General features: G+C 64.5%; 20 protein-coding genes. 4 read left to right on the top strand and 16 right to left on the bottom strand.

What is annotated here, in order from left to right; genetic code table 11:
• Positions 1 to 82 precede the first annotated feature (82 nt).
• Positions 83 to 1,795, bottom strand: a complete 1,713-nt coding sequence (locus tag KRR55_RS11130; RefSeq protein ID WP_217389150.1) for a hypothetical protein — start codon at positions 1,793 to 1,795, stop codon at positions 83 to 85.
• A gap of 224 nt (positions 1,796 to 2,019) precedes the next feature.
• Here KRR55_RS11130 and KRR55_RS11125 point away from each other — a divergent pair, with 224 nt between their 5' ends.
• Entirely contained in the window at positions 2,020 to 3,321 is a 1,302-nt protein-coding gene (locus KRR55_RS11125) for an AI-2E family transporter (RefSeq protein ID WP_336245100.1), read from the top strand.
• A gap of 54 nt (positions 3,322 to 3,375) precedes the next feature.
• Here KRR55_RS11125 and KRR55_RS11120 read toward each other — a convergent pair whose 3' ends face one another.
• Positions 3,376 to 3,726, bottom strand: coding sequence for a hypothetical protein (locus KRR55_RS11120; protein WP_217389149.1), 351 nt, complete (start codon positions 3,724 to 3,726; stop codon positions 3,376 to 3,378).
• A gap of 104 nt (positions 3,727 to 3,830) precedes the next feature.
• On the opposite strand from KRR55_RS11120, the gene nucS reads away from it, so the two are divergent.
• The 3 genes from nucS (at position 3,831) to KRR55_RS11105 (ending at position 6,335) form a co-directional block, all read left to right on the top strand.
• Positions 3,831 to 4,526, top strand: coding sequence for an endonuclease NucS (nucS, locus tag KRR55_RS11115; RefSeq protein WP_217389148.1), 696 nt, complete (start codon positions 3,831 to 3,833; stop codon positions 4,524 to 4,526).
• 154 nt (positions 4,527 to 4,680) lie between these two features.
• On the top strand, positions 4,681 to 5,904 hold the full coding sequence (gene nagA, locus KRR55_RS11110) for an N-acetylglucosamine-6-phosphate deacetylase (RefSeq protein WP_217389147.1): 1,224 nt from the start codon (positions 4,681 to 4,683) through the stop codon (positions 5,902 to 5,904).
• A gap of 227 nt (positions 5,905 to 6,131) precedes the next feature.
• On the top strand, positions 6,132 to 6,335 hold the full coding sequence (locus KRR55_RS11105) for a cold-shock protein (RefSeq protein ID WP_068735141.1): 204 nt from the start codon (positions 6,132 to 6,134) through the stop codon (positions 6,333 to 6,335).
• Between the two features lie 161 nt (positions 6,336 to 6,496).
• On the opposite strand, the gene KRR55_RS11100 is transcribed toward KRR55_RS11105, so the two are convergent.
• The 14 genes from KRR55_RS11100 to prmC all read right to left on the bottom strand — a co-directional run bounded on the left by KRR55_RS11100 (position 6,497) and on the right by prmC (position 17,906).
• Positions 6,497 to 6,934 (bottom strand): DUF2550 domain-containing protein, encoded by a 438-nt coding sequence (locus tag KRR55_RS11100; RefSeq protein WP_254456095.1) that lies wholly within the window; start codon positions 6,932 to 6,934, stop codon positions 6,497 to 6,499.
• A 7-nt stretch (positions 6,935 to 6,941) separates the two neighbouring features.
• Positions 6,942 to 7,226: a F0F1 ATP synthase subunit epsilon gene (locus KRR55_RS11095; RefSeq protein ID WP_071213163.1), complete on the bottom strand. Its 285-nt coding sequence runs from the start codon at positions 7,224 to 7,226 to the stop codon at positions 6,942 to 6,944.
• A gap of 2 nt (positions 7,227 to 7,228) precedes the next feature.
• Positions 7,229 to 8,686, bottom strand: coding sequence for a F0F1 ATP synthase subunit beta (gene atpD / locus KRR55_RS11090; RefSeq protein WP_217389146.1), 1,458 nt, complete (start codon positions 8,684 to 8,686; stop codon positions 7,229 to 7,231).
• Positions 8,687 to 8,745: 59 nt separating this feature from the next.
• Complete coding sequence (locus tag KRR55_RS11085) at positions 8,746 to 9,639, bottom strand: F0F1 ATP synthase subunit gamma (protein WP_217389145.1); 894 nt, start codon at positions 9,637 to 9,639, stop codon at positions 8,746 to 8,748.
• A gap of 78 nt (positions 9,640 to 9,717) precedes the next feature.
• Entirely contained in the window at positions 9,718 to 11,355 is a 1,638-nt protein-coding gene (gene atpA / locus KRR55_RS11080) for a F0F1 ATP synthase subunit alpha (RefSeq protein WP_217389144.1), read from the bottom strand.
• A 123-nt stretch (positions 11,356 to 11,478) separates the two neighbouring features.
• A complete protein-coding gene (locus tag KRR55_RS11075; protein WP_217389143.1) occupies positions 11,479 to 12,291 on the bottom strand; it encodes a F0F1 ATP synthase subunit delta in 813 nt (270 codons plus the stop codon).
• Positions 12,291 to 12,845 carry a F0F1 ATP synthase subunit B gene (locus KRR55_RS11070; RefSeq protein ID WP_217389142.1) on the bottom strand — a complete coding sequence of 185 codons (555 nt, stop codon included), beginning with the start codon at positions 12,843 to 12,845 and terminating at the stop codon, positions 12,291 to 12,293. The genes KRR55_RS11075 and KRR55_RS11070 overlap by 1 nt, the downstream gene beginning before the upstream one ends.
• Positions 12,846 to 12,919: 74 nt before the next feature.
• Positions 12,920 to 13,135 (bottom strand): F0F1 ATP synthase subunit C, encoded by a 216-nt coding sequence (locus KRR55_RS11065; RefSeq protein WP_071213157.1) that lies wholly within the window; start codon positions 13,133 to 13,135, stop codon positions 12,920 to 12,922.
• Positions 13,136 to 13,235: 100 nt separating this feature from the next.
• Positions 13,236 to 14,042 (bottom strand): F0F1 ATP synthase subunit A, encoded by an 807-nt coding sequence (gene atpB / locus KRR55_RS11060; protein WP_217389141.1) that lies wholly within the window; start codon positions 14,040 to 14,042, stop codon positions 13,236 to 13,238.
• 78 nt (positions 14,043 to 14,120) lie between these two features.
• Positions 14,121 to 14,369 (bottom strand): hypothetical protein, encoded by a 249-nt coding sequence (locus KRR55_RS11055; RefSeq protein ID WP_217389140.1) that lies wholly within the window; start codon positions 14,367 to 14,369, stop codon positions 14,121 to 14,123.
• Positions 14,356 to 14,853, bottom strand: a complete 498-nt coding sequence (locus tag KRR55_RS11050; RefSeq protein ID WP_217389139.1) for a hypothetical protein — start codon at positions 14,851 to 14,853, stop codon at positions 14,356 to 14,358. Before KRR55_RS11050 ends, KRR55_RS11055 begins: the two co-directional genes overlap by 14 nt.
• Positions 14,854 to 15,021: 168 nt before the next feature.
• Positions 15,022 to 16,140 (bottom strand): MraY family glycosyltransferase, encoded by a 1,119-nt coding sequence (locus KRR55_RS11045; protein WP_217389138.1) that lies wholly within the window; start codon positions 16,138 to 16,140, stop codon positions 15,022 to 15,024.
• Positions 16,137 to 17,006, bottom strand: coding sequence for an L-threonylcarbamoyladenylate synthase (locus KRR55_RS11040; RefSeq protein ID WP_472857767.1), 870 nt, complete (start codon positions 17,004 to 17,006; stop codon positions 16,137 to 16,139). Before KRR55_RS11040 ends, KRR55_RS11045 begins: the two co-directional genes overlap by 4 nt.
• A 30-nt stretch (positions 17,007 to 17,036) precedes the next feature.
• On the bottom strand, positions 17,037 to 17,906 hold the full coding sequence (prmC, locus tag KRR55_RS11035) for a peptide chain release factor N(5)-glutamine methyltransferase (RefSeq protein ID WP_217389136.1): 870 nt from the start codon (positions 17,904 to 17,906) through the stop codon (positions 17,037 to 17,039).
• Positions 17,907 to 17,908: the final 2 nt, after the last annotated feature.

Raw genomic sequence — 17,908 nt, 5'->3', positions numbered from 1 at the left:
GGATCCGCCCCGTGCCCTGTGGCACCACGCCTTCCAATGCGGGAACCGTGCGGTTCCCGGCTCCCCGCACGGGGAGGGGGTCCTACTTCAGGAGCTTCGCTCCCCTGGTGATGACCTCGGCGGCAACCACGGAGATCTTGTCCTTGGAGTCGGCCGCCGGAATGTAGATGAGCGTCGGTTCCCCGTAGGTGATCTCGACACCCTTCTTGGTGTCCTTGGCGCCGACGATCTTGGCGGTGGTGGCGTCCATTCCGACGGTCCCGCCGTCTTCCTTGGGCTTGGCGGTCGTCGTCGAGGTGAAGCTGCCCGACACCAGTGCCCCGCCGTCCGGGGTGGCCAACACGACAGTGTCCTTGGCGTTCACGGTCCGCTTGAACGTGATCGTCGCGTCCTTGTTGGACTTCACCATCGCGTTCTGCTCCTTGGCATTCAGCGTCAGGAAGGCGTTCTTGGCGAACTTGTCGGCATCCTTGGCCTTCTCGTTGTCCATGAACGCGGCGAGGCGCTCGAGCGCCGTCTTCGGGGTCATGGTCAGGTCCTTGGCGTCGTCCTTGAGCATCTTCACCGACTGGTCGCCCACGGCGATGCCGGGGAACGTCGAACCGGGGAGCATCGGGGTCGCGAAGGCCACCTTGTAGTTCTCGCGCGGTCCCGACTGGGTCAGCGTGATCGCGGTGGGGATCGTGGAGGCGCCGGAGTCCTTGGCGGTGACCACCATGATCGAGCGCGGGAAGTTCGCCCCGTCGTCGGTCGGCACGGCGGCCGAGCGGATCACGCTGGTGTCGATTGCCGCGGGGGCATCGATCTTGACGTCGTCGTTGCGCAGTTCGTAGTTCTGGCCGCGCAGGGACTTCAGGGCACCGGTGGTGCGGGCATCCAGGTCCTTGATGTTCCGGGACTTGTCGGCCTTGGCCACGGAGGTAGAAACCTCGCCGAGAATGCGCTCAAGCTGGTTCTGCAGCACCACGGGGAAGACCTTCTCGGCTTCCTCGGTGGCGGAGCTTTCCGCCGGGCTCGACGAGGAACCGGCGGCCAGGGCCGGTGCGGAGGGCAGCAGCACCAGGGACAGCACGGAGGCGGTGGCCACGATCTTGGCCACGGTGTTCTCTCCGCCCTTGGGCATGGCAGTGGTGGGCAGTGCATCGGTGCGCGGGGCATCGGGCTGGTCTGCCGAGCGGCGTCCGCCGCCGGATCCTCCGCGCGGGGTGGTGCGCACTGCGGCCAGGGCGATGCCGGCGATGAGCAGCAGCGAACCGGCGATGATCAGCGGCATGGAGAACGGGGTGGCGGTGTCGCCGGGCCACGTGGCGGTGATGTCGGTGGGAGCGGCGGCCTTGCCGTCGGCGGCCAGCAGCAGCGTCCAGGATCCCTCGTCGGGATTGGTCCAGCGGTAGGTCATGGTCTTGTCGGCGTTCTCGGTCGCCTGGAAGATGTCGTCGCCGGCCGGGTTGGGCACCTGGTCCTCGCCGCTCTCGGAGGTGGACTCAAGGACCGTGTCGGCGGCGTTGATGCCGGTGACGGTCGTGTGGGCGGCCTTGCCGACCCATGCCTTGGCATCGGCGGAGCGCACCAGCGAGGCGGTGAACTTGCCTTCGGCATTGATGGTGATTTCCGTGGGGTGTCCGGCCACGGTTCCGGCCCCGGCCTCGATGAGTGTTACCGGGGCTGCTGCGGGGGCCTGGGCAAAGGAAGCGGTCAGCGTCTCGGGCGGAGCCCATATGGTTCGCTGGCCGATCCCCACCACCAGGGCTGCCAGCCCAAGAATGATAGCGATCGCTGAGAAGATCTTTCGCACAATTACACCTAACGGATGAGGGGGTCGAGATTCGGCCTCGGGTGCCACCCACATCATTTATCAGGATGACACGCTCACAAGTCTAACGAGTTCTAGCGCATCTGCGTTCCGGAATGTGGGTAGCACCACGCCGAAACACGCTGAGGTGTCGACCACTTTTGGGCGGGGCAACTCAGCCCCGCCAATGTCGTCAACTGGGGCCCCGGGGCATTAAGCTCGGGATTGTGACTACTCAAGACGGGGACGAAGCAACAACGCCGGCGGGCACCGGGGGCCACCCCGAGCTGCCCGGGGACGCTTCGGGCGTCCAGGGGTCCCCGGCGCCGGATTCCGCACCGCACCGCCCTGCTGCACCTCACCGGTGGTGGCGCCGGGCGCTGGGCACCGCCCAGCAGACGCTGGATGCCCGGATCAAGCCGCCGGCGAACTTCGGGTTCCCGCCGCTTCCGGTTCGCGATCCCGGGGACGGGCTTCCGGACGCCGACGTCTCCCCGCAGTCCAACCCGATCGCCTTCGGCTTCCTGTTCACCGTGGGCGTGGGCCTGGCCTTGCTGGGCTTCTTCCTGCTGACTAATGTGGGGTCGCTGGTCATCTGGATCGCCATCGCCCTGTTCATTGCGCTAGGCCTGGACCCGATCGTGCGCTTCCTGGTGACCCACGGGATCCCGCGCAGTATCGGCGTGCTGATCACGATGCTCGCGCTGCTCGGCGGTGCCGCCGGGTTCATGGGCGCCATCATCCCCACGCTCACCGAGCAGACGGCGCAGTTCATCGAGCGTGCGCCGCGGATCGTCGACGACTTCCTGAAGTCCGAATTCTTCGTCACCCTCGACGCGCAGTACCAGCTCTCGGACCGGATCAGCGACGAGATCGGGAAGTTCTTCTCCGACACCGGGGCCGTGGGCGGGATCTTCGGCGGCGTGCTGGGCGTCGGCAGCGTGATCGCCCAGGGCATGTTCGGCGTGTTGATCGTGCTGGTGCTGGCCATCTACTTCCTGGCCTCGCTTCCGGCGATGAAGTCGTTCTTCTACCGGCTGGCCCCGCACTCGCGCCGGGTCCGCGTGGAGGAACTGGGCAACACCATCACGCACTCGGTCGGCAACTATGTCATGGGCCAGGCGTTCGTGGCGTTGCTGAACGCGACCGTGGCGCTGGTCTTGATGAGCATCCTCGGGGTCCCGTTCGCCGCGCTGCTGACCCTGCTGGTGGCGATGCTGGCCTTCATCCCGCTGGTCGGGGCCGTGATCGCCGGCATCCTGGTGTCCCTGGTCTCGCTGACCCTGGGCTGGCAGACCACCGCGATCTACGCGATCTGCTACTTCGGGTACCTGCAGATCGAGGCCTACTTCATCTCCCCGCGGGTGATGCAGAAGGCGGTGTCGGTTCCCGGCGCGGTGGCGGTGATCTCGGTGATCGCCGGCGGCTCGCTGCTCGGCGTCGTCGGCGCACTCATGGCCATTCCCGCGGCGGCCGCCGTCATGTTGATCCTGCGCGAGGTCTTCATCACCCGGCAGGACAACCGCTAGCCGCACTCCCCGCCGGCCCCTGGCATTCGGCCCCGGGCGTGGCGCCCCGCCCGGTCAGTACCGGTAGGAGCGTGATTCCCAGCACTTGGGGTGCCAGTGGCGCCGTGCCGCGGCCGAGGCGTCGTCGCCGGACCAGTGGTCGGCCCGCCACGCCACCAGGTGCTCGGTCCCGGGCTTGATGAACTGCCCGCATCCGGGGCACTTGTAGGTCTTGGCCGCGCCGACCGCCGATATCCGGCGCACATGCCACTGGCCGTCCGGCGCGTCCTGCAGGCGCTGCACGCCGTAGCGGGCCTTTTCCAGCCACGGCTCATCCGATCCCTCGTCGGCCCGCGTCCACTTGTTGACCCTGCCGGAGCGGGGCTTGGGAGCGGAGGAGCGAGAAGGACGGTTCGAGCGGGCCATGGTCCAATTCTGCCCCAGATGCGCCGTCCGCCCGGTACGGGACGCACCGGCGGCACTGCCTGTCCGGCCACGGCCCGGGCGCGAAACCCGGTAGAGTGCCTGTTGTGCGTTTAGTCATTGCCAAGTGTTCAGTTGATTACGAGGGCCGTTTGCGTGCCCACCTCCCCCTGGCGACCCGCCTGCTGATGGTCAAGGCCGACGGCTCGGTGCTGGTCCATTCCGACGGCGGCAGCTACAAGCCGCTGAACTGGATGAGCCCCCCGGCGGTCATGCGGGTGGTGGCCCCCGACGAGGAGCAGGCGGCCGAGGGCGACGTGGAGCTCTGGCACGTCGCTCACCAGAAGTCCGACGACCGCCTGGTGGTGCACATCAAGGAATTCATCCACGACTCCCAGCACAACCTGGGCATCGACCCGGGCCTGATCAAGGACGGTGTCGAGGGCGACCTGCAGCGCCTGCTGGCCGACCAGATCGAGACCGTTGGTGCCGGCTACACCCTGATCCGCCGCGAGTACATGACGGCCATCGGCCCGGTGGACATCCTGGCGCGCGACGCCGATGGCGCGACCGTGGCCATCGAGCTCAAGCGCAATGGTGACATCGACGGCGTCGAGCAGCTCACCCGATACCTCGAACTGCTGAACCGCGACCCGCTGTTGCGTCCGGTGCGCGGGATTTTCGCCGCCCAAAAGATCAAGCCGCAGGCCCGCACACTGGCCACCGACCGCGGCATCGATTGCCTGGTGCTCGACTACGACGCGATGCGCGGCGTCGATGACGTGGCGGCACGGCTCTTCTAGGCCCCGACCGCGCCTCGCTCCCCCTGGGCCGCCCCGCAATCCCGCGCAACATCCACCCCGGGCGCAGGTGACCGTTGGCGCCGCAAGGCCTTCCGCGAAACTTTTGCGGCGCGGATGCATGAATCGCCGCCGTGCCCGGACCTAGACTGGGTCCATGACTGCCACCGATTCACCCGAACGTTACGCGCTGACCGGACGACTCGTTACTCCCGGAAGGGACATCGCCGAGGGCATCGTCGCCGTGGAGGGCAACCGCATCGCCTTCGCCGGCGATGCGCACGAGTTTTCGTTCTTCGACGAATCGGAGGCCTTCGAGCTGATCGAAAGCCCGGAAGGCACCGTCATCATCCCGGGCCTGATCGACCTGCACTGCCACGGCGCAGGGGGCGGGGACTTCCCCTCCGGGGATCCCGAGTCGATCACCACCGCCATCGAACACCTGCACCGCTCCGGCACCACCACCTTCCTGGCCTCGCTGGTCACCGCCCCGCGCGCAGACATGCTGGCCGCCGCGGGCGTGCTGGCCGAATTCGCCCAGCGTGGGGACATCGCCGGGATCCACGCCGAGGGCCCGTTCCTCTCCGTGACGCGCTGCGGGGCCCAGGACCCGGCGTACCTCTCGGACCCGGATCCGGAATTCGTCGATGAGCTGATCGATGCGGCGGCCGGCCAGCTGCGCACCATGACGTACGCCCCGGAACGCGCCGGATCCGATGCCCTTCTCGAGCAGCTCGTTTCCCAGGGCGTGGTCCCTTCGCTGGGGCACACCGACGCGGACGCCGCCATGACCTCGGCCTCGCTGGGGGTTGCCCGGGAGGAACTGGCAAGCGCCGGCGTCGACGGCTTCACCGAGCGCCCCACCGTGACCCACCTGTTCAACGGCATGCCGCCGATGCACCACCGGGCACCCGGGGCCGTCGCGGCCTGTCTGGAGCTGGCAGCGCAGGGCAAGATCATCGTCGAGCTGGTTGCGGACGGCGTCCACCTCGACCCGGTCCTGGTCCGGACCATGTTCAACCTGCTGGGTGCCGAATCCATCGCCCTTGTCACCGACTCGATGGCTGCCACCGGACTCGCCGACGGCAGCTACACGCTGGGCCCGGCGGAGGTCACCGTGGCCAACGGGGAAGCCCGCCTGGCCTCGGACGGCTCCCTCGCCGGCGGCACGGCGAGCATGCTCGAGGTGGTTCGCGCGGCGGTGGCCGCCGGGGTGGAGCTGCGCGACGCCGTCATCTCCGCCACGACGGTGCCGGCGAGCGTGCTGGGGCTGATCGACGAGGCGGGCAGGCTCCACCAGGGCTTCGTGGCGGACATGCTGGTGCTGGACGCGGACCTGGGCCTGCGGCAGGTCGTGCGCAACGGCCGGAATCTATTGTGAAGTTTCCCCTGAGCAACCGGGCTCGGGGTATTGACCCAAGTCACGCGATTGTGTGATGCTTGACTCAGTCTTTGTGTTGGTTAGTCATACCCGCCAAAGCAGTGCTGCGGGTGTGAAGTGACTGCGGTGGGGTCAAACCGTCGCCAGTGTTCTTCTCACTTGAGTACCACCTAATGGTCGTCGCACAGTGCAGCGGCCTGATTTTCGCACTAAATGAGGAGAAATACATGGCTCAGGGAACCGTGAAGTGGTTTAACGCCGAAAAGGGATTCGGCTTCATCACTCCCGATGGCGCCGAGGCCGACGTGTTCGTGCACTACTCGGAAATCCAGACCAACGGCTTCCGCACGCTGGAAGAAAACCAGCGCGTGGAATTCGAAGTTGGCCAGGGTGCCAAGGGTCCGCAGGCCACCGGCGTTGTCGGTCTCTAAGGACTTCACAGACTCTTTGAACTTTTCACCTGTGGGGAAACCGACCGCAACGCGGCGCGGATCCGGGCAGGCGTCAACCTAAGAAGATGCAAAAGGTGTGGGGCGGGATGATTTATTCATCCCGCCCCACACCTTTATCTTGCTTGATCAGTCTTGCTTGATCAGTCTTGCCGCCAGGTGCCGACGCCCGCAACGGGGCCGGCTTCCAACCATGCCGAGAGGCCGTTGTAGGTCTGGTAATCCATGGCGACCAATACTTCTCGGCCTTCATAGCTCATCATCACGATGACGCTTCCGGGCTGTACCAGGTGCTTTTCCTCTTCCGCGGGACGCCGCCAGCCCTTGAGCCGGATGGAGGTCCGCAGGAATCGATGCACCGGGATCGGGGAGACCGAAAAGAGCTTGAGGAACTCAAGCTCTCCAGGGCCATAACGCGCAATCGCCATCATCCACTTCCCGGAGGACGCGGAGATGGAAGCGTCGAAAGTGCCAAGAGTGCGCCGCAACTGAATGCGGCGCACTCCCATGGCACCCAAGAACATCACCACAAGCAGCAGGGCTGCCAACACGATGAGTACAGGAATGCCGAGTTCGTTCAAGGCAGGACTATCGAGTTCCCGCCGGGACGGAGTCGGCCATGACGGCGTTGTCCGCTACGATCACCACGCGGTCAGCGTCAACGGAGAAGAACCCGCCATCAACCTGGACCGAGAACCGTGACCCGGAGACCGGAACGATTTCCAGATCCCCGGCAGCCAGGACGGCCAGCATCGGCACGTGGCCGGGAAGGATCCCGATCTCGCCATTGCTGGTGCGTCCCTTGACCAGTTTCGCCGCACCCGACCACACGAAGTGGTCGGCTGCAACGATTTCGACTTGGAGTTCGGCCATGATTAGCGAGTCGACTTCTGGATGTCGGCCCACTGGCGCTCAACGTCGTCCATGCCGCCGATGTTGAAGAATGCCTGCTCGGCAATGTGGTCAACGTCGCCGTTGCAGATCGCGTTGAAGCCCTCGATGGTGTCCTTGATGGCAACCGTCGAACCCTCGACACCGGTGAACTGCTTGGCAGTGTAGGTGTTCTGGGAGAGGAACTGCTGGATGCGACGAGCACGCGATACAACGATCTTGTCCTCTTCACCGAGTTCGTCGATGCCGAGGATCGCGATGATGTCCTGCAGTTCCTTGTTCTTCTGGAGGATCTGCTTGACGCGAACCGCGGTGTTGTAGTGGTCGTGACCAACGTACTGCGGGTCAAGGATTCGCGACGTGGAGGTCAGCGGATCGATGGCCGGGTACAGACCACGGGAGGCGATTTCACGGGAAAGTTCCGTGGTCGCATCCAAGTGGGCGAAGGTCGCGGCCGGGGCCGGGTCCGTGTAGTCATCGGCAGGCACGTAAACGGCCTGCATCGAGGTGATCGAGTGGCCCTTGGTCGAGGTGATGCGCTCCTGGAGGAGACCCATCTCGTCGGCAAGGTTCGGCTGGTAACCCACGGCCGAAGGCATGCGGCCCAGCAGGGTCGACACCTCGGAACCGGCCTGGGTGAAGCGGAAGATGTTGTCGATGAAGAGCAACACGTCCTGCTTCTGCACATCGCGGAAGTACTCCGCCATGGTCAGTGCCGACAGTGCCACGCGAAGACGCGTTCCTGGCGGCTCATCCATCTGGCCGAACACCAGGGCGGTGTCCTTCAGGACGTTGGCTTCTTCCATTTCGACCCAGAGGTCGTTGCCCTCACGGGTGCGCTCGCCAACACCGGCGAATACCGAGGTACCACCGAAGTTACGTGCAACACGGGTGATCATTTCCTGGATCAGCACGGTCTTGCCCACGCCGGCGCCGCCGAAGAGGCCGATCTTTCCACCCTTGATGTACGGGGTGAGAAGGTCGATCGACTTGATGCCGGTTTCCAGCATTTCGGTCGAGCCTTCGAGGCTCGCGAAGGACGGGGCCTTGCGGTGGATCGGCCAGCGCTCGGTGATCTCGAGCTCCGAGGCAGCAACGTCGAGGGGCTCGCCCAGCACGTTGAAGATGTGGCCCTTGACAACGTCGCCAACGGGTACGGAAATCGGGGCACCGGAATCGACTACCTGGGTACCGCGGACAAGTCCGTCGGTGGCCTGAAGGGCGATTGCACGAACCATGGAGTCACCGAGGTGCTGGCTGGTTTCGAAGGTGATGGTGGTGGTCTTGCCGTTGAGAGTAATCTCAGCGGAAAGAGCATTGTAAATAGCAGGCAGGGAGTCGGCGGGGAATTCAACGTCGACAACCGGGCCGATAACGCGTGCGATACGACCGATTGCACCGGTCGAGGCAGCGGTACCCTGCTCGTTGAGTTGGGCAGTCATCTCTCTCTCACTTCACTTGTGTAGATGGCGTGGATGTAAGTGTGGGTAGGAAGTTCCCGTTAACCGTTCAGCGCGTCAGCGCCGGCAACGATTTCAGAGAGTTCCTGGGTAACCTCGGCCTGGCGGGCGTTGTTACGAAGACGCGTGTACTTCTTGATGAGTTCCTTGGCGTTGTCGCCTGCGGACTTCATTGCACGCTGGCGGGCTGCGAGCTCGGAAGCCGCCGCCTGCAACATCGCGTTGAAGATGCGTGATTCGATGTACCGCGGAAGCAGTGCGTCAAGCACCTGCTCCGGCTCCGGCTCGTATTCGTAGAGCGGCAGCAGCTCATCGGCAGGAGTCTCAGACTCCTCCTCGACAACCTCAAGCGGCAGCAAACGAATGACCGTCGGTTCCTGAACGACCATCGACTTGAACTGGGTGAAGACTACGTGGATCTCGTCCACGCCTCCCACTTCAAATTCGTCGGCGAAGTCCTTGAGCAGGGCTTCGCGCAGTTCGCGTGCGGTCGTAAACTCCGGGGCGTCGGTACCACCGGTCCACACCTTCGCGTATTCGCGTCCACGGAAATCGAAGTACGCCTGAGCCTTGCGGCCGACCAGGTAGGTCTTGACGTCCTTGCCTTCTTCATGGAGCAGTTCTACGAGGTGCTCTGCCTGCTTCAAGACGCTGGCGGAGTAGGACCCGGCGAGTCCGCGGTCAGAGGTCATGACCAAGACCGCCGCGCGACGGATTGACTCCGGCTCGGTGGTCAGTGGGTGATCAACCTCTGACTGTGACGCGACGGCAGTAACAGCACGGGTAATCGCATTGGCGTACGGCAGCGATGCCGAGACACGCGCGCGTGCCTTGCCAATACGGGAAGAGGCGATCAGTTCCATCGCCTTGAAGATCTTGCCCATCGACGTCGTCGATGCAATCTTCTGGCGGTAGACCCGAATCTGGGCTCCCATGTTTGTCCTTTCCTTATCCCTTTGCAGGGGTTGCCGCACCGCACCTTCGGGTGCGGCAACCCCTAATCAAAGGTGATGTCAGCGCTTTTGCTTGACGATCTTTTCCTGGTCGACGGATCCCTCGGCCAAGGCGTCGAATTCTTCCTTGCCGGCGGCGACAAGCTTGTCGTCGCCTTCACCGAAGAAGCCGGCCTTGAAGTCGGCGATGTTCGACTTGAGCGATTCAACGGTCTCGTCCTCGAGCTTGCCGGTCTCGGCAATCACGGTGAGCACGTTGGTGCGGTGACGCAGGTGAGCCAGGAACTCGGTTTCGAAGCGACGAACGTCCTCAACCGGGACATCATCCAGGTAGCCCTTGGTACCGGCCCACACGGAGACAACCTGATCCTCAACCGGGAACGGTGCGTACTGTCCCTGCTTGAGAAGTTCCATCAAGCGTGCGCCACGGGTGAGCTGCTGCTTGGAAGCGGCGTCCAGGTCCGAGGCGAACATGGCGAATGCCTGCATGTCGCGGAACTGGGCCAGTTCGAGCTTCAGGGTACCGGCGACCTTCTTCATGGCCTTGATCTGCGCCGAGCCACCAACGCGGGACACCGAGATGCCCACGTCGACTGCCGGACGCTGGTTGGCGTTGAAGAGGTCCGACTGCAGGAAGATCTGGCCGTCGGTGATGGAAATGACGTTGGTCGGAATGAAGGCCGAGACGTCGTTTGCCTTGGTTTCGATGATCGGCAGACCGGTCATCGAGCCTGCTCCGAGCTCGTCGGAGAGCTTTGCACAACGCTCAAGCAAGCGGGAGTGCAGGTAGAACACGTCGCCCGGGTAGGCTTCGCGTCCCGGCGGGCGACGCAGCAACAGCGAAACGGCGCGGTAGGCTTCGGCCTGCTTGGACAGATCATCAAAGACGATCAGAACGTGCTTGCCGTCGTACATCCACTGCTGGCCGATGGCGGAGCCGGCGTACGGTGCCAGGTACTTGAAGCCGGCCGGGTCCGAAGCCGGGGATGCAACGATGGTGGTGTATTCCAGCGCACCGTTGGTCTCAAGGGTCTGGCGCACGGCGGCAATGGTCGAAGCCTTCTGACCAATTGCCACGTAGATGCAGCGGACCTGCTTGTTGGTGTCGCCCGAAGCCCAGTTGGCCTTCTGGTTGATGATGGCATCCACGGCCAGGGCGGTCTTGCCGGTCTGGCGGTCGCCAATGATCAGCTGACGCTGGCCACGGCCGATCGGGATCATGGCGTCGATGGCCTTCATGCCGGTCTGCAGCGGTTCGTGAACCGACTTGCGCTGCGTCACGCCCGGAGCCTGAAGCTCCAGTGCGCGGCGACCCGAGGACGCGATCGGTCCCAGGTCATCGATCGGCTCGCCCAGCGGGTCAACCACTCGGCCGAGGAAGGCATCGCCAACCGGAACCGAAAGGATCTCGCCGGTGCGCTCGACGCGCTGGCCTTCGGCGATGCCGGTGAAGTCGCCCAAGACGACGACACCGATCTCGCGGGTGTCAAGGTTCTGGGCCAGGCCCAGGGTGCCGTCTTCGAATCGAAGCAGCTCATTTGCCATGACGGAGGGAAGACCCTCCACCTTGGCGATACCGTCACTTGCCGTGGTTACGCGGCCGACCTCGGTGCGCTCTGCTTTGCCCGGTTCGTAGGACGCTGCGAACTCATTCAAGGCATTGCGGACGTCGTCGGCGTTGATGGTCAATTCGGCCATCTGCAGTCCCTGCTCTCCTAAGTTGTGATTACCGCGATCTATCGTTGCGGTAACCGAAATTTGATTCAGTCTATGGTGACTGGCCTGCAAGGCAGGCCCCCCGGGTTGAAGTGGGGGGGCTGCCTAGCTTGCCAACTGGCGGCGAAGGTCCGCGACGCGGGTGGCGATGGTTGCGTCAACAACCTCGTCACCCACCTTGACGCGGATGCCGCCAACTAGTGCCGGGTCGATCTCGACATTGATCTTCAAGTCCCGGCCGTAAAGGTTGTTCAGGCCTGCCTGCAGGCGCGCTGTCTGCTCCGGGGTGAGTTCACGGGTGACACTCACCTGGGCAATCCAGCGGTCCTGGCGTTTAGCCACCAATTCCACGAAGCGCTCCAGAAGTGCGACGGGCTTGAGCCCGCGCGGCGAAGCGACGGCCTGGCGGATCAGCAGTGCCGCTGCATCCGAGGCATTCGGCACCAGCTTGAGCGCCAGGGCGCCCTTCGCTTCGTCCGTAGCCTTGGAATCATCAAGGGCACGCTGCAGATCATGACTGGACCCAACCACACGGATGAACGCGAAGAGGTCTTCTTCGAGCCTCTCCAGTCCTGCGGAACCGCCCTGACGCTCGGCTACCGCGATGGCGACAGTTGCCGCCACGGTCTCCAGTGCATCGCCAATGTCTCGTGCCGAGCTCCAACGCGAGGATGCCAGAGACGCGACGGTGGATTCGGCTTCCGCCGAGACCTTCCCGTGCAACAGCTGGGCAACAAGCCCCGCCTTGTCAGAGGACCCGCGGGCCGGATCAGTCAGTGCGCGACGCAGGCCTGCGTTGCCATCCAGAACGTCAACCGTCCCAAATAGCTCGGCGGACAATTCCAAGGACGCGTGTGCAAGCTTGGTTTCCAACGACGCCAGCGCCGCGGACAGTGACTCGCTCGATACACCTGCCATTAGTTCGATGCACCTGCGTTCTGCTGGGTTTCAAGGTCTGCCAGGAACTTGTCGACCACGCGAGCTGCGCGCTCGTCGTTCTCAAGAGCGTCGTCGACGATCTTGCTGGCCAGCGAAGTTGCCAGGGTTCCGACCTCGGCACGCAGCGAGGTAACTGCTGCGGTGCGCTCGGCTTCGATCTGGCGGTGGGCCTGCTCGGTGATGCGAGCGGACTCTTCTGCTGCCTTGGTCTTCAGTTCCGCAAGAATCAGGGCACCTTCTTCGCGCGCATCCTCGCGGATGCGGTTGGCTTCGGTGCGTGCTTCAAGCAGCTGTGCCTTGTACTGCTCAAGGGTGGCGTTGGCTTCGGCCTGTGCGGCCTCTGCCTTCTCAAGTCCACCCTCGATGGCCGTGACACGGTCCTGGTAGGACTTCTCGAATGCCGGGGCAATGTACTTGACCACCAAAAACAGCAGGACAGCGAAGCCTGCAGCAGTGACAAGAATTTCCCACGGGTTCGGAAGCAGCGGGTTGGCACTCTCGCCTGCAGCGAGGATCAATTCGTTGCTGATCATTCTCACTCTTCCTTATCTCTTAAGTTCCGGTTGCAATGGCGCCTGCGTAAGTGGCAGGGCCACTACGAGGGGAACTAGGCGCCGACGACGAAGGCGAAGACGAGGCCCAAGATTGCCAGTGCTTCTGCAAGGGCGAAGCCCAGCATGGCGATGGGCTGCAGGATGCGCTGAGCTTCCGGCTGACGGGCTACGCCGTTGATGTAGGCAGCGAAGATCATGCCCACGCCGATGGCCGAACCGATTGCAGCCAGGCCGTAGCCGATCATGTTGAGGGAGCCGTGGAGTTCCATTTCGTTCCTTTCAAGATACCGACACTTTGTCGGCAGGTTGTGAGGTCATTCCCCCATTCAAGGGGGAAAACTTTAGTTGGTTGGTGCGAGCCCGGAATGCTTAGTGGGCGTCTGCATCCAGGGCACCCTGGATGTAGATGGCGGTCAGCAGGGTGAAGACAAATGCCTGCAGGACCATGATCAAGAGTTCGAGGAAGTACATCGCCACCGAGCCGACGATGACCAGGACGCCGACGGCGTTCAGGGCCAGCGACTCCTGAACCATGATCAGGTGGCGGGCGCCGGTGGCGGCAAGCATCACGATCATGTGGCCGGCAAGCATGGTGGCCATCAAACGCAAGGAGTGGGTCAGCGGGCGAACGATGAAGTTGGAAATGATTTCCAGCGGCACCATCAGCGGCATGATCCAACCCGGGACCCCCGAGGGAACAACGGCCAGCTTGAAGTAGCGGATGCCGTGGTTCTTCACGCCGACGGCGATCCAGGTGCCGTAGATGATGATGGCCATGGCGTAAGCCGCGCCGGCGTGGGAGAACGAGGGAAGCTGAAGGAACGGGATGGCCCCGAAGAGGTTGTTCAGCAGGATGAAGAAGAAGGTCGCAAAGAGCAGCGGCACCCACTGGGCGAAGTTCTTCTCGCCGATGATGTCGCGGCCCACGCTGTTACGGACGAAGCCGTAGGCGCTTTCGGCCAGGAACTGTGCCTTGCCTGGAACCAGCTTCGGATTCTTGATGGCCGACTTGAAGAACCACACGATCAAGATGATCGAGAGGATGATCATGACCATCTGCTTGCCGAAACCGGTCCCGTACTCGGCTAACCATGGCAGCACCTCGGGAAGGTGGGTGTCGGAAATCGACGGCGGGACATAGGGTTCTGTGGCCGTCGGAAGCGCAAACGCGGTCAACGCGCTGTCCTCTCTGCAGTTTCGGTCGTGGGGCAATATCGGCGATTCGGCGCAAGGCACCGCTCACCGTGTGAAGTTCTAATGGTCGATCTCATCGCTGCCTGGAAACCCGCGGCGTCGATGCCGCAAATGATGGCGAGCCAGAAACAATCCAGCGGTGGCGCCTAGCAGCGCACCGAGGAAAACAATCCAGCGGGTGTCCAGCAAAAGATCCAGTCCCCAGCCTATCAAACCCCACGCGATCAGCCCGCCAACAATGTAGTTGACGTACTCGCGGACGGGAGCCTGTATTGGCGCTTGACCGGGGTTGGAGTCAGGGTTTTCCATGATCCCCTCCGGTGGGTGGGGACGTCGATGGATCGTCGTGGTCGAAAATGGGGAGCCTTGCCCGGGAAAAGGCGCGAATCTCCCCAAACTGCCACAGCACCAGGGAACCAATGGCCCCCCACATGAAATAGGGTGCGAGCACCCATTCGGGCAGCCCGGAAAAAAGCACCAGAAAACCCATGCCCAGGATCTTGACGAAGTACATGAAGAGGAACGCCGGCAGCGCCCAGGTTGCGCGATGTCGTCCGGCCCATTCGGCAACGAGCAGGCTGATGCCGAAGAACACGACGATCAGTCCGCACCCGAAGGCCAGTGAACCGGCCGCTTGCGCGCCCAGGATCGGCCAAGCGGCAATTGACGCCACGGCGCCGACACCAACGGTGTAGGCAACGCAGGTCTTCAGGATGCCCAGCCAAGGGGAACGCGGAGCCGACGATGCAACCAACGCACCGCTGGGCTTGGAACCGCGTCCCGGCTTGATCATGTATGTCCAGTTCCCTTGCTGCAGCAGCACCCACCGATGATGGGTCCTGCATGACATGGAGGCTTGATGAGGGGTATGTTCCTCGGTGAAGAGGCACCTTGAATTCTACATGAGATAGAACCGGGGCTCGACCCGGCGGCCGGCCCTGCGCCGGCGGGGATGCCGGGCCTACTTGGTGCCGAGCATCCCGATCTTGCCGCGGGCCCGTTTCAGCATGGGCAACCAGGTGACGAAGGTCACGAAAACGAAGGCCGCAATATAGAGGGGAATTGCGATGCGCCGGTCACTGAGCGAAATCACCACGACCCCCGAGGAGACCAGTGCGGCCCACAGGTAGAGGATGAGGACCACTGCCCGGGGGCTGTGGCCCAGGTCCACCAGCCGGTGGTGGATGTGCCCGCGGTCGGCACTAAACGGGGACCGGCGCTTGGCCGTGCGCCTAATGACGGAGAGCAGCAGGTCCAGGTACGGCAACACGATCACCGCGATCGGCAGGATCACCGGCATGAACGCCGGGACGTTGCGGAAGCGGTAGGCGTCCTCCCCCAGGACGTCCCCGGTGACCGCGAGGGTTGCCACAGCAAAGAGCAGCCCTATCGCAAGCACCCCCGTCTCCCCCATGAAGATGGACGCGGGCTGGAAGTTGTGCGGCAGGAAGCCCAACGTGGCCCCGAGCAACACGGCGCAGAGCAGGGCCGAGAAGTTTGCGTAGTCCTCAGCGCTGACGCGCGTGGCCAGCAGGTAGCTGTAGACGAAGAAGGTTGCCGCGCCGATCGCCGAGATCCCTGCGGCCAGGCCGTCCAGGCCGTCGACGAAGTTGATCGCGTTCATCGTGCCCACGATGATCAGCACCGTGACGGCGACCTGCAGGGACGGGGAATCAATGTGCAGCGAGCCGACGGGAAGGGCCTTGAGCAGGATCCCGTGCTGGACGATCACCAGGCCCACCGCGATCTGGCCGATGAGCTTGGCCCACCAGCGCAGGTCTATCAGGTCATCCAGGACGCCCATCACCAGGATGATGCCCAGGGCGATCAACACTCCGCGAATGGGTTCGGGAGACCTGAAGATCCCGGTGAAGAACGGCATCTGCTCCGCCACCGAAATTCCCAGGTACAGCGCCCCCACGATGGCAACCCCGCCCAACTTGGGGGTGGGTTTCTGGTGGAAGTCGCGGTCGCGCACCGGGAGCTGGGGCATGAAGCGCACACCCAGGACACGGAGCACCGGAGTGAGCAGATACGCGGTCAGGAACGTGATACCGATCAGCAGCAGGTAGCTTCTCATGGCGTCCGGGCGGACTCCCCGCCTTGCGTGGCACCGCGATTTCCTGCTTCACCGGGGACGGCAGGGGCGATGGCGTCGCCGGAATCCCCGGCATCGGCATCCTCGGTGGCGGATTCCTCGGCGTCCGCGCCCGATTCGGGCAGAGCCTCTTCTTCGGCCGGTATCTCCGGTTGCGGCAAGGTGTCATCGGCCAGGGCCGGGTCCGGCTGCCCGTCGGCGTCCAGGAGGCCGGGAACGACCGCGCGCAGTGCCTCGAGCGAGAGGGCACCCTCGCGCACCACGCGCGGCGGGGTGAGGGTGCAGTCGATGATGGTCGAGCTCAGTGCGTCCCCGGAGATCGGGCGGGGCCCGGCCTCCAGATACACCTCGACCGATTCGCCGAGCTGTTCGAAGGCCTCCTCGGCGGTGGCGGCCGCCGGGTTGCCGGTGCGGTTCGCCGAGGAGACGGCCAGCGGGCCGGTGCTGCGCAACAGCTGGCGGGCCACCTCGTCGTCCGGCACCCGCAACGCCACGGTGCCGCGGGTCTCCCCCAGGTCCCAGGTCAGGGACGGCTGGGCATGCAGGATCAGGGTCAACGCGCCGGGCCAGAACTCGGCGGCAAGTTCCCGGGCGAAGCCCGGGACGTCCACGGCCAGGCCGTCCATCGTCGCGGCCTGCGGGATCAGCACCGGCGGCGGCATGTTCCGTCCCCGGCCCTTGGCGGCCAGCAAGGTCGCCACCGCCTGGGCGGAAAATGCGTCGGCGGCAATGCCGTAGACGGTGTCGGTAGGCATCACGATGCATCGGTTTGCGGCCAATGCGGCGCGTGCGGCCTCGAGTCCGGTCTCTAGGTCCTGGCTGTTGCGGGCATCAAAACGTGAAGTCACGTGTTTCATTCTTCCATGTTTCGTGGACCTTCAGCGGCGGATGCCACTGGTGGCCCGGTCCCTGCCGGTCAGATCCAGGTGGGTCGTCACCTGTTCCCAGTCGCCGGAGGCGGCAAACAGCGCGGACATGGCCGCGGCCTGCACCTCGGCGTGTTCCATGACGAAGAAGCCCCCGGGGTGCAGCAACCGCGCGGCGGTGGCCGCGGCGGCGCGGGGCAGCACCATGCCGTCCGCCCCTCCCCCGTACAGCGCCATGTGCGGGTCGTGGTCCCGGGCCTCGGGTTCGCGCGGCACCGCGTTGGCGGGAATGTAGGGCGGGTTGGAGACGACCACGTCGCAGGCGCCGTCGAGCTCGGCAAATGCGTGGGCCAGGTCCCCCTGGACGAGGTTGACGCCAAGCGGCGCCAGGTTGCGCGCCGCGTAGGGGAACGCGTCGTCGGAAAGTTCCACCGCATGCACCCGGGCGCCGGGCACCTCGTGCGCCAGCGAACCGGCGATCGCGCCGGATCCGGTGCCCAGGTCCACCATAAGCGGGTGTTCCAGGCCCCGGGCCGCGTCGATGGCCAGTTGCACCACCGACTCGGTTTCGGGCCGCGGCACGAACACGCCCGGGCCCACCGACAGGTCAAGGTACCTGAAGTGGGCGACGCCGGTGAGGTGCTGCAGCGGCACGCGGGTGGCGCGCCTGTCCACTAGCCGCGCATAGTTTTCGGCGTCCGCGGAGGCGAAGGACTCCCCCATCATGACCAGCGAGGCGAGCCGGCCGCGGGAAATGCCCAGCACGTGCGCGGCCAGCAGCTCGGCATCCACCCGCGGGGAGGGCACGCCGGCGGTTTCAAGGACGGCGGCGGCCTCGCTGAGCACCCGCGCCAGCGGCCGGCCGCTTCCCGGTTCGTTCACCC

This window comes from Paeniglutamicibacter quisquiliarum (assembly GCF_019084045.1).
In the GTDB taxonomy this organism is placed as follows: Bacteria; Actinomycetota; Actinomycetes; order Actinomycetales; family Micrococcaceae; genus Paeniglutamicibacter; species Paeniglutamicibacter quisquiliarum.
Note: the sequence above shows the minus strand (reverse complement) of the source record. Positions and strands in the feature narration are given on the sequence as shown.

What these genes read in the sequence shown, in the direction of transcription:
- KRR55_RS11120 (WP_217389149.1), bottom strand. Translation starts at nt 3,726, where the DNA reads ATGGCCCGCTCGAACCGTCCTTCTCGCTCCTCCGCTCCCAAGCCCCGC.
- nagA (WP_217389147.1), top strand. Translation starts at nt 4,681, where the DNA reads ATGACTGCCACCGATTCACCCGAACGTTACGCGCTGACCGGACGACTC.
- KRR55_RS11105 (WP_068735141.1), top strand. Translation starts at nt 6,132, where the DNA reads ATGGCTCAGGGAACCGTGAAGTGGTTTAACGCCGAAAAGGGATTCGGC.
- KRR55_RS11095 (WP_071213163.1), bottom strand. Translation starts at nt 7,226, where the DNA reads ATGGCCGAACTCCAAGTCGAAATCGTTGCAGCCGACCACTTCGTGTGG.
- atpD (WP_217389146.1), bottom strand. Translation starts at nt 8,686, where the DNA reads ATGACTGCCCAACTCAACGAGCAGGGTACCGCTGCCTCGACCGGTGCA.
- KRR55_RS11085 (WP_217389145.1), bottom strand. Translation starts at nt 9,639, where the DNA reads ATGGGAGCCCAGATTCGGGTCTACCGCCAGAAGATTGCATCGACGACG.
- atpA (WP_217389144.1), bottom strand. Translation starts at nt 11,355, where the DNA reads ATGGCCGAATTGACCATCAACGCCGACGACGTCCGCAATGCCTTGAAT.
- KRR55_RS11075 (WP_217389143.1), bottom strand. Translation starts at nt 12,291, where the DNA reads ATGGCAGGTGTATCGAGCGAGTCACTGTCCGCGGCGCTGGCGTCGTTG.
- KRR55_RS11070 (WP_217389142.1), bottom strand. Translation starts at nt 12,845, where the DNA reads ATGATCAGCAACGAATTGATCCTCGCTGCAGGCGAGAGTGCCAACCCG.
- KRR55_RS11065 (WP_071213157.1), bottom strand. Translation starts at nt 13,135, where the DNA reads ATGGAACTCCACGGCTCCCTCAACATGATCGGCTACGGCCTGGCTGCA.
- KRR55_RS11055 (WP_217389140.1), bottom strand. Translation starts at nt 14,369, where the DNA reads ATGGAAAACCCTGACTCCAACCCCGGTCAAGCGCCAATACAGGCTCCC.
- KRR55_RS11050 (WP_217389139.1), bottom strand. Translation starts at nt 14,853, where the DNA reads ATGATCAAGCCGGGACGCGGTTCCAAGCCCAGCGGTGCGTTGGTTGCA.
- KRR55_RS11045 (WP_217389138.1), bottom strand. Translation starts at nt 16,140, where the DNA reads ATGAGAAGCTACCTGCTGCTGATCGGTATCACGTTCCTGACCGCGTAT.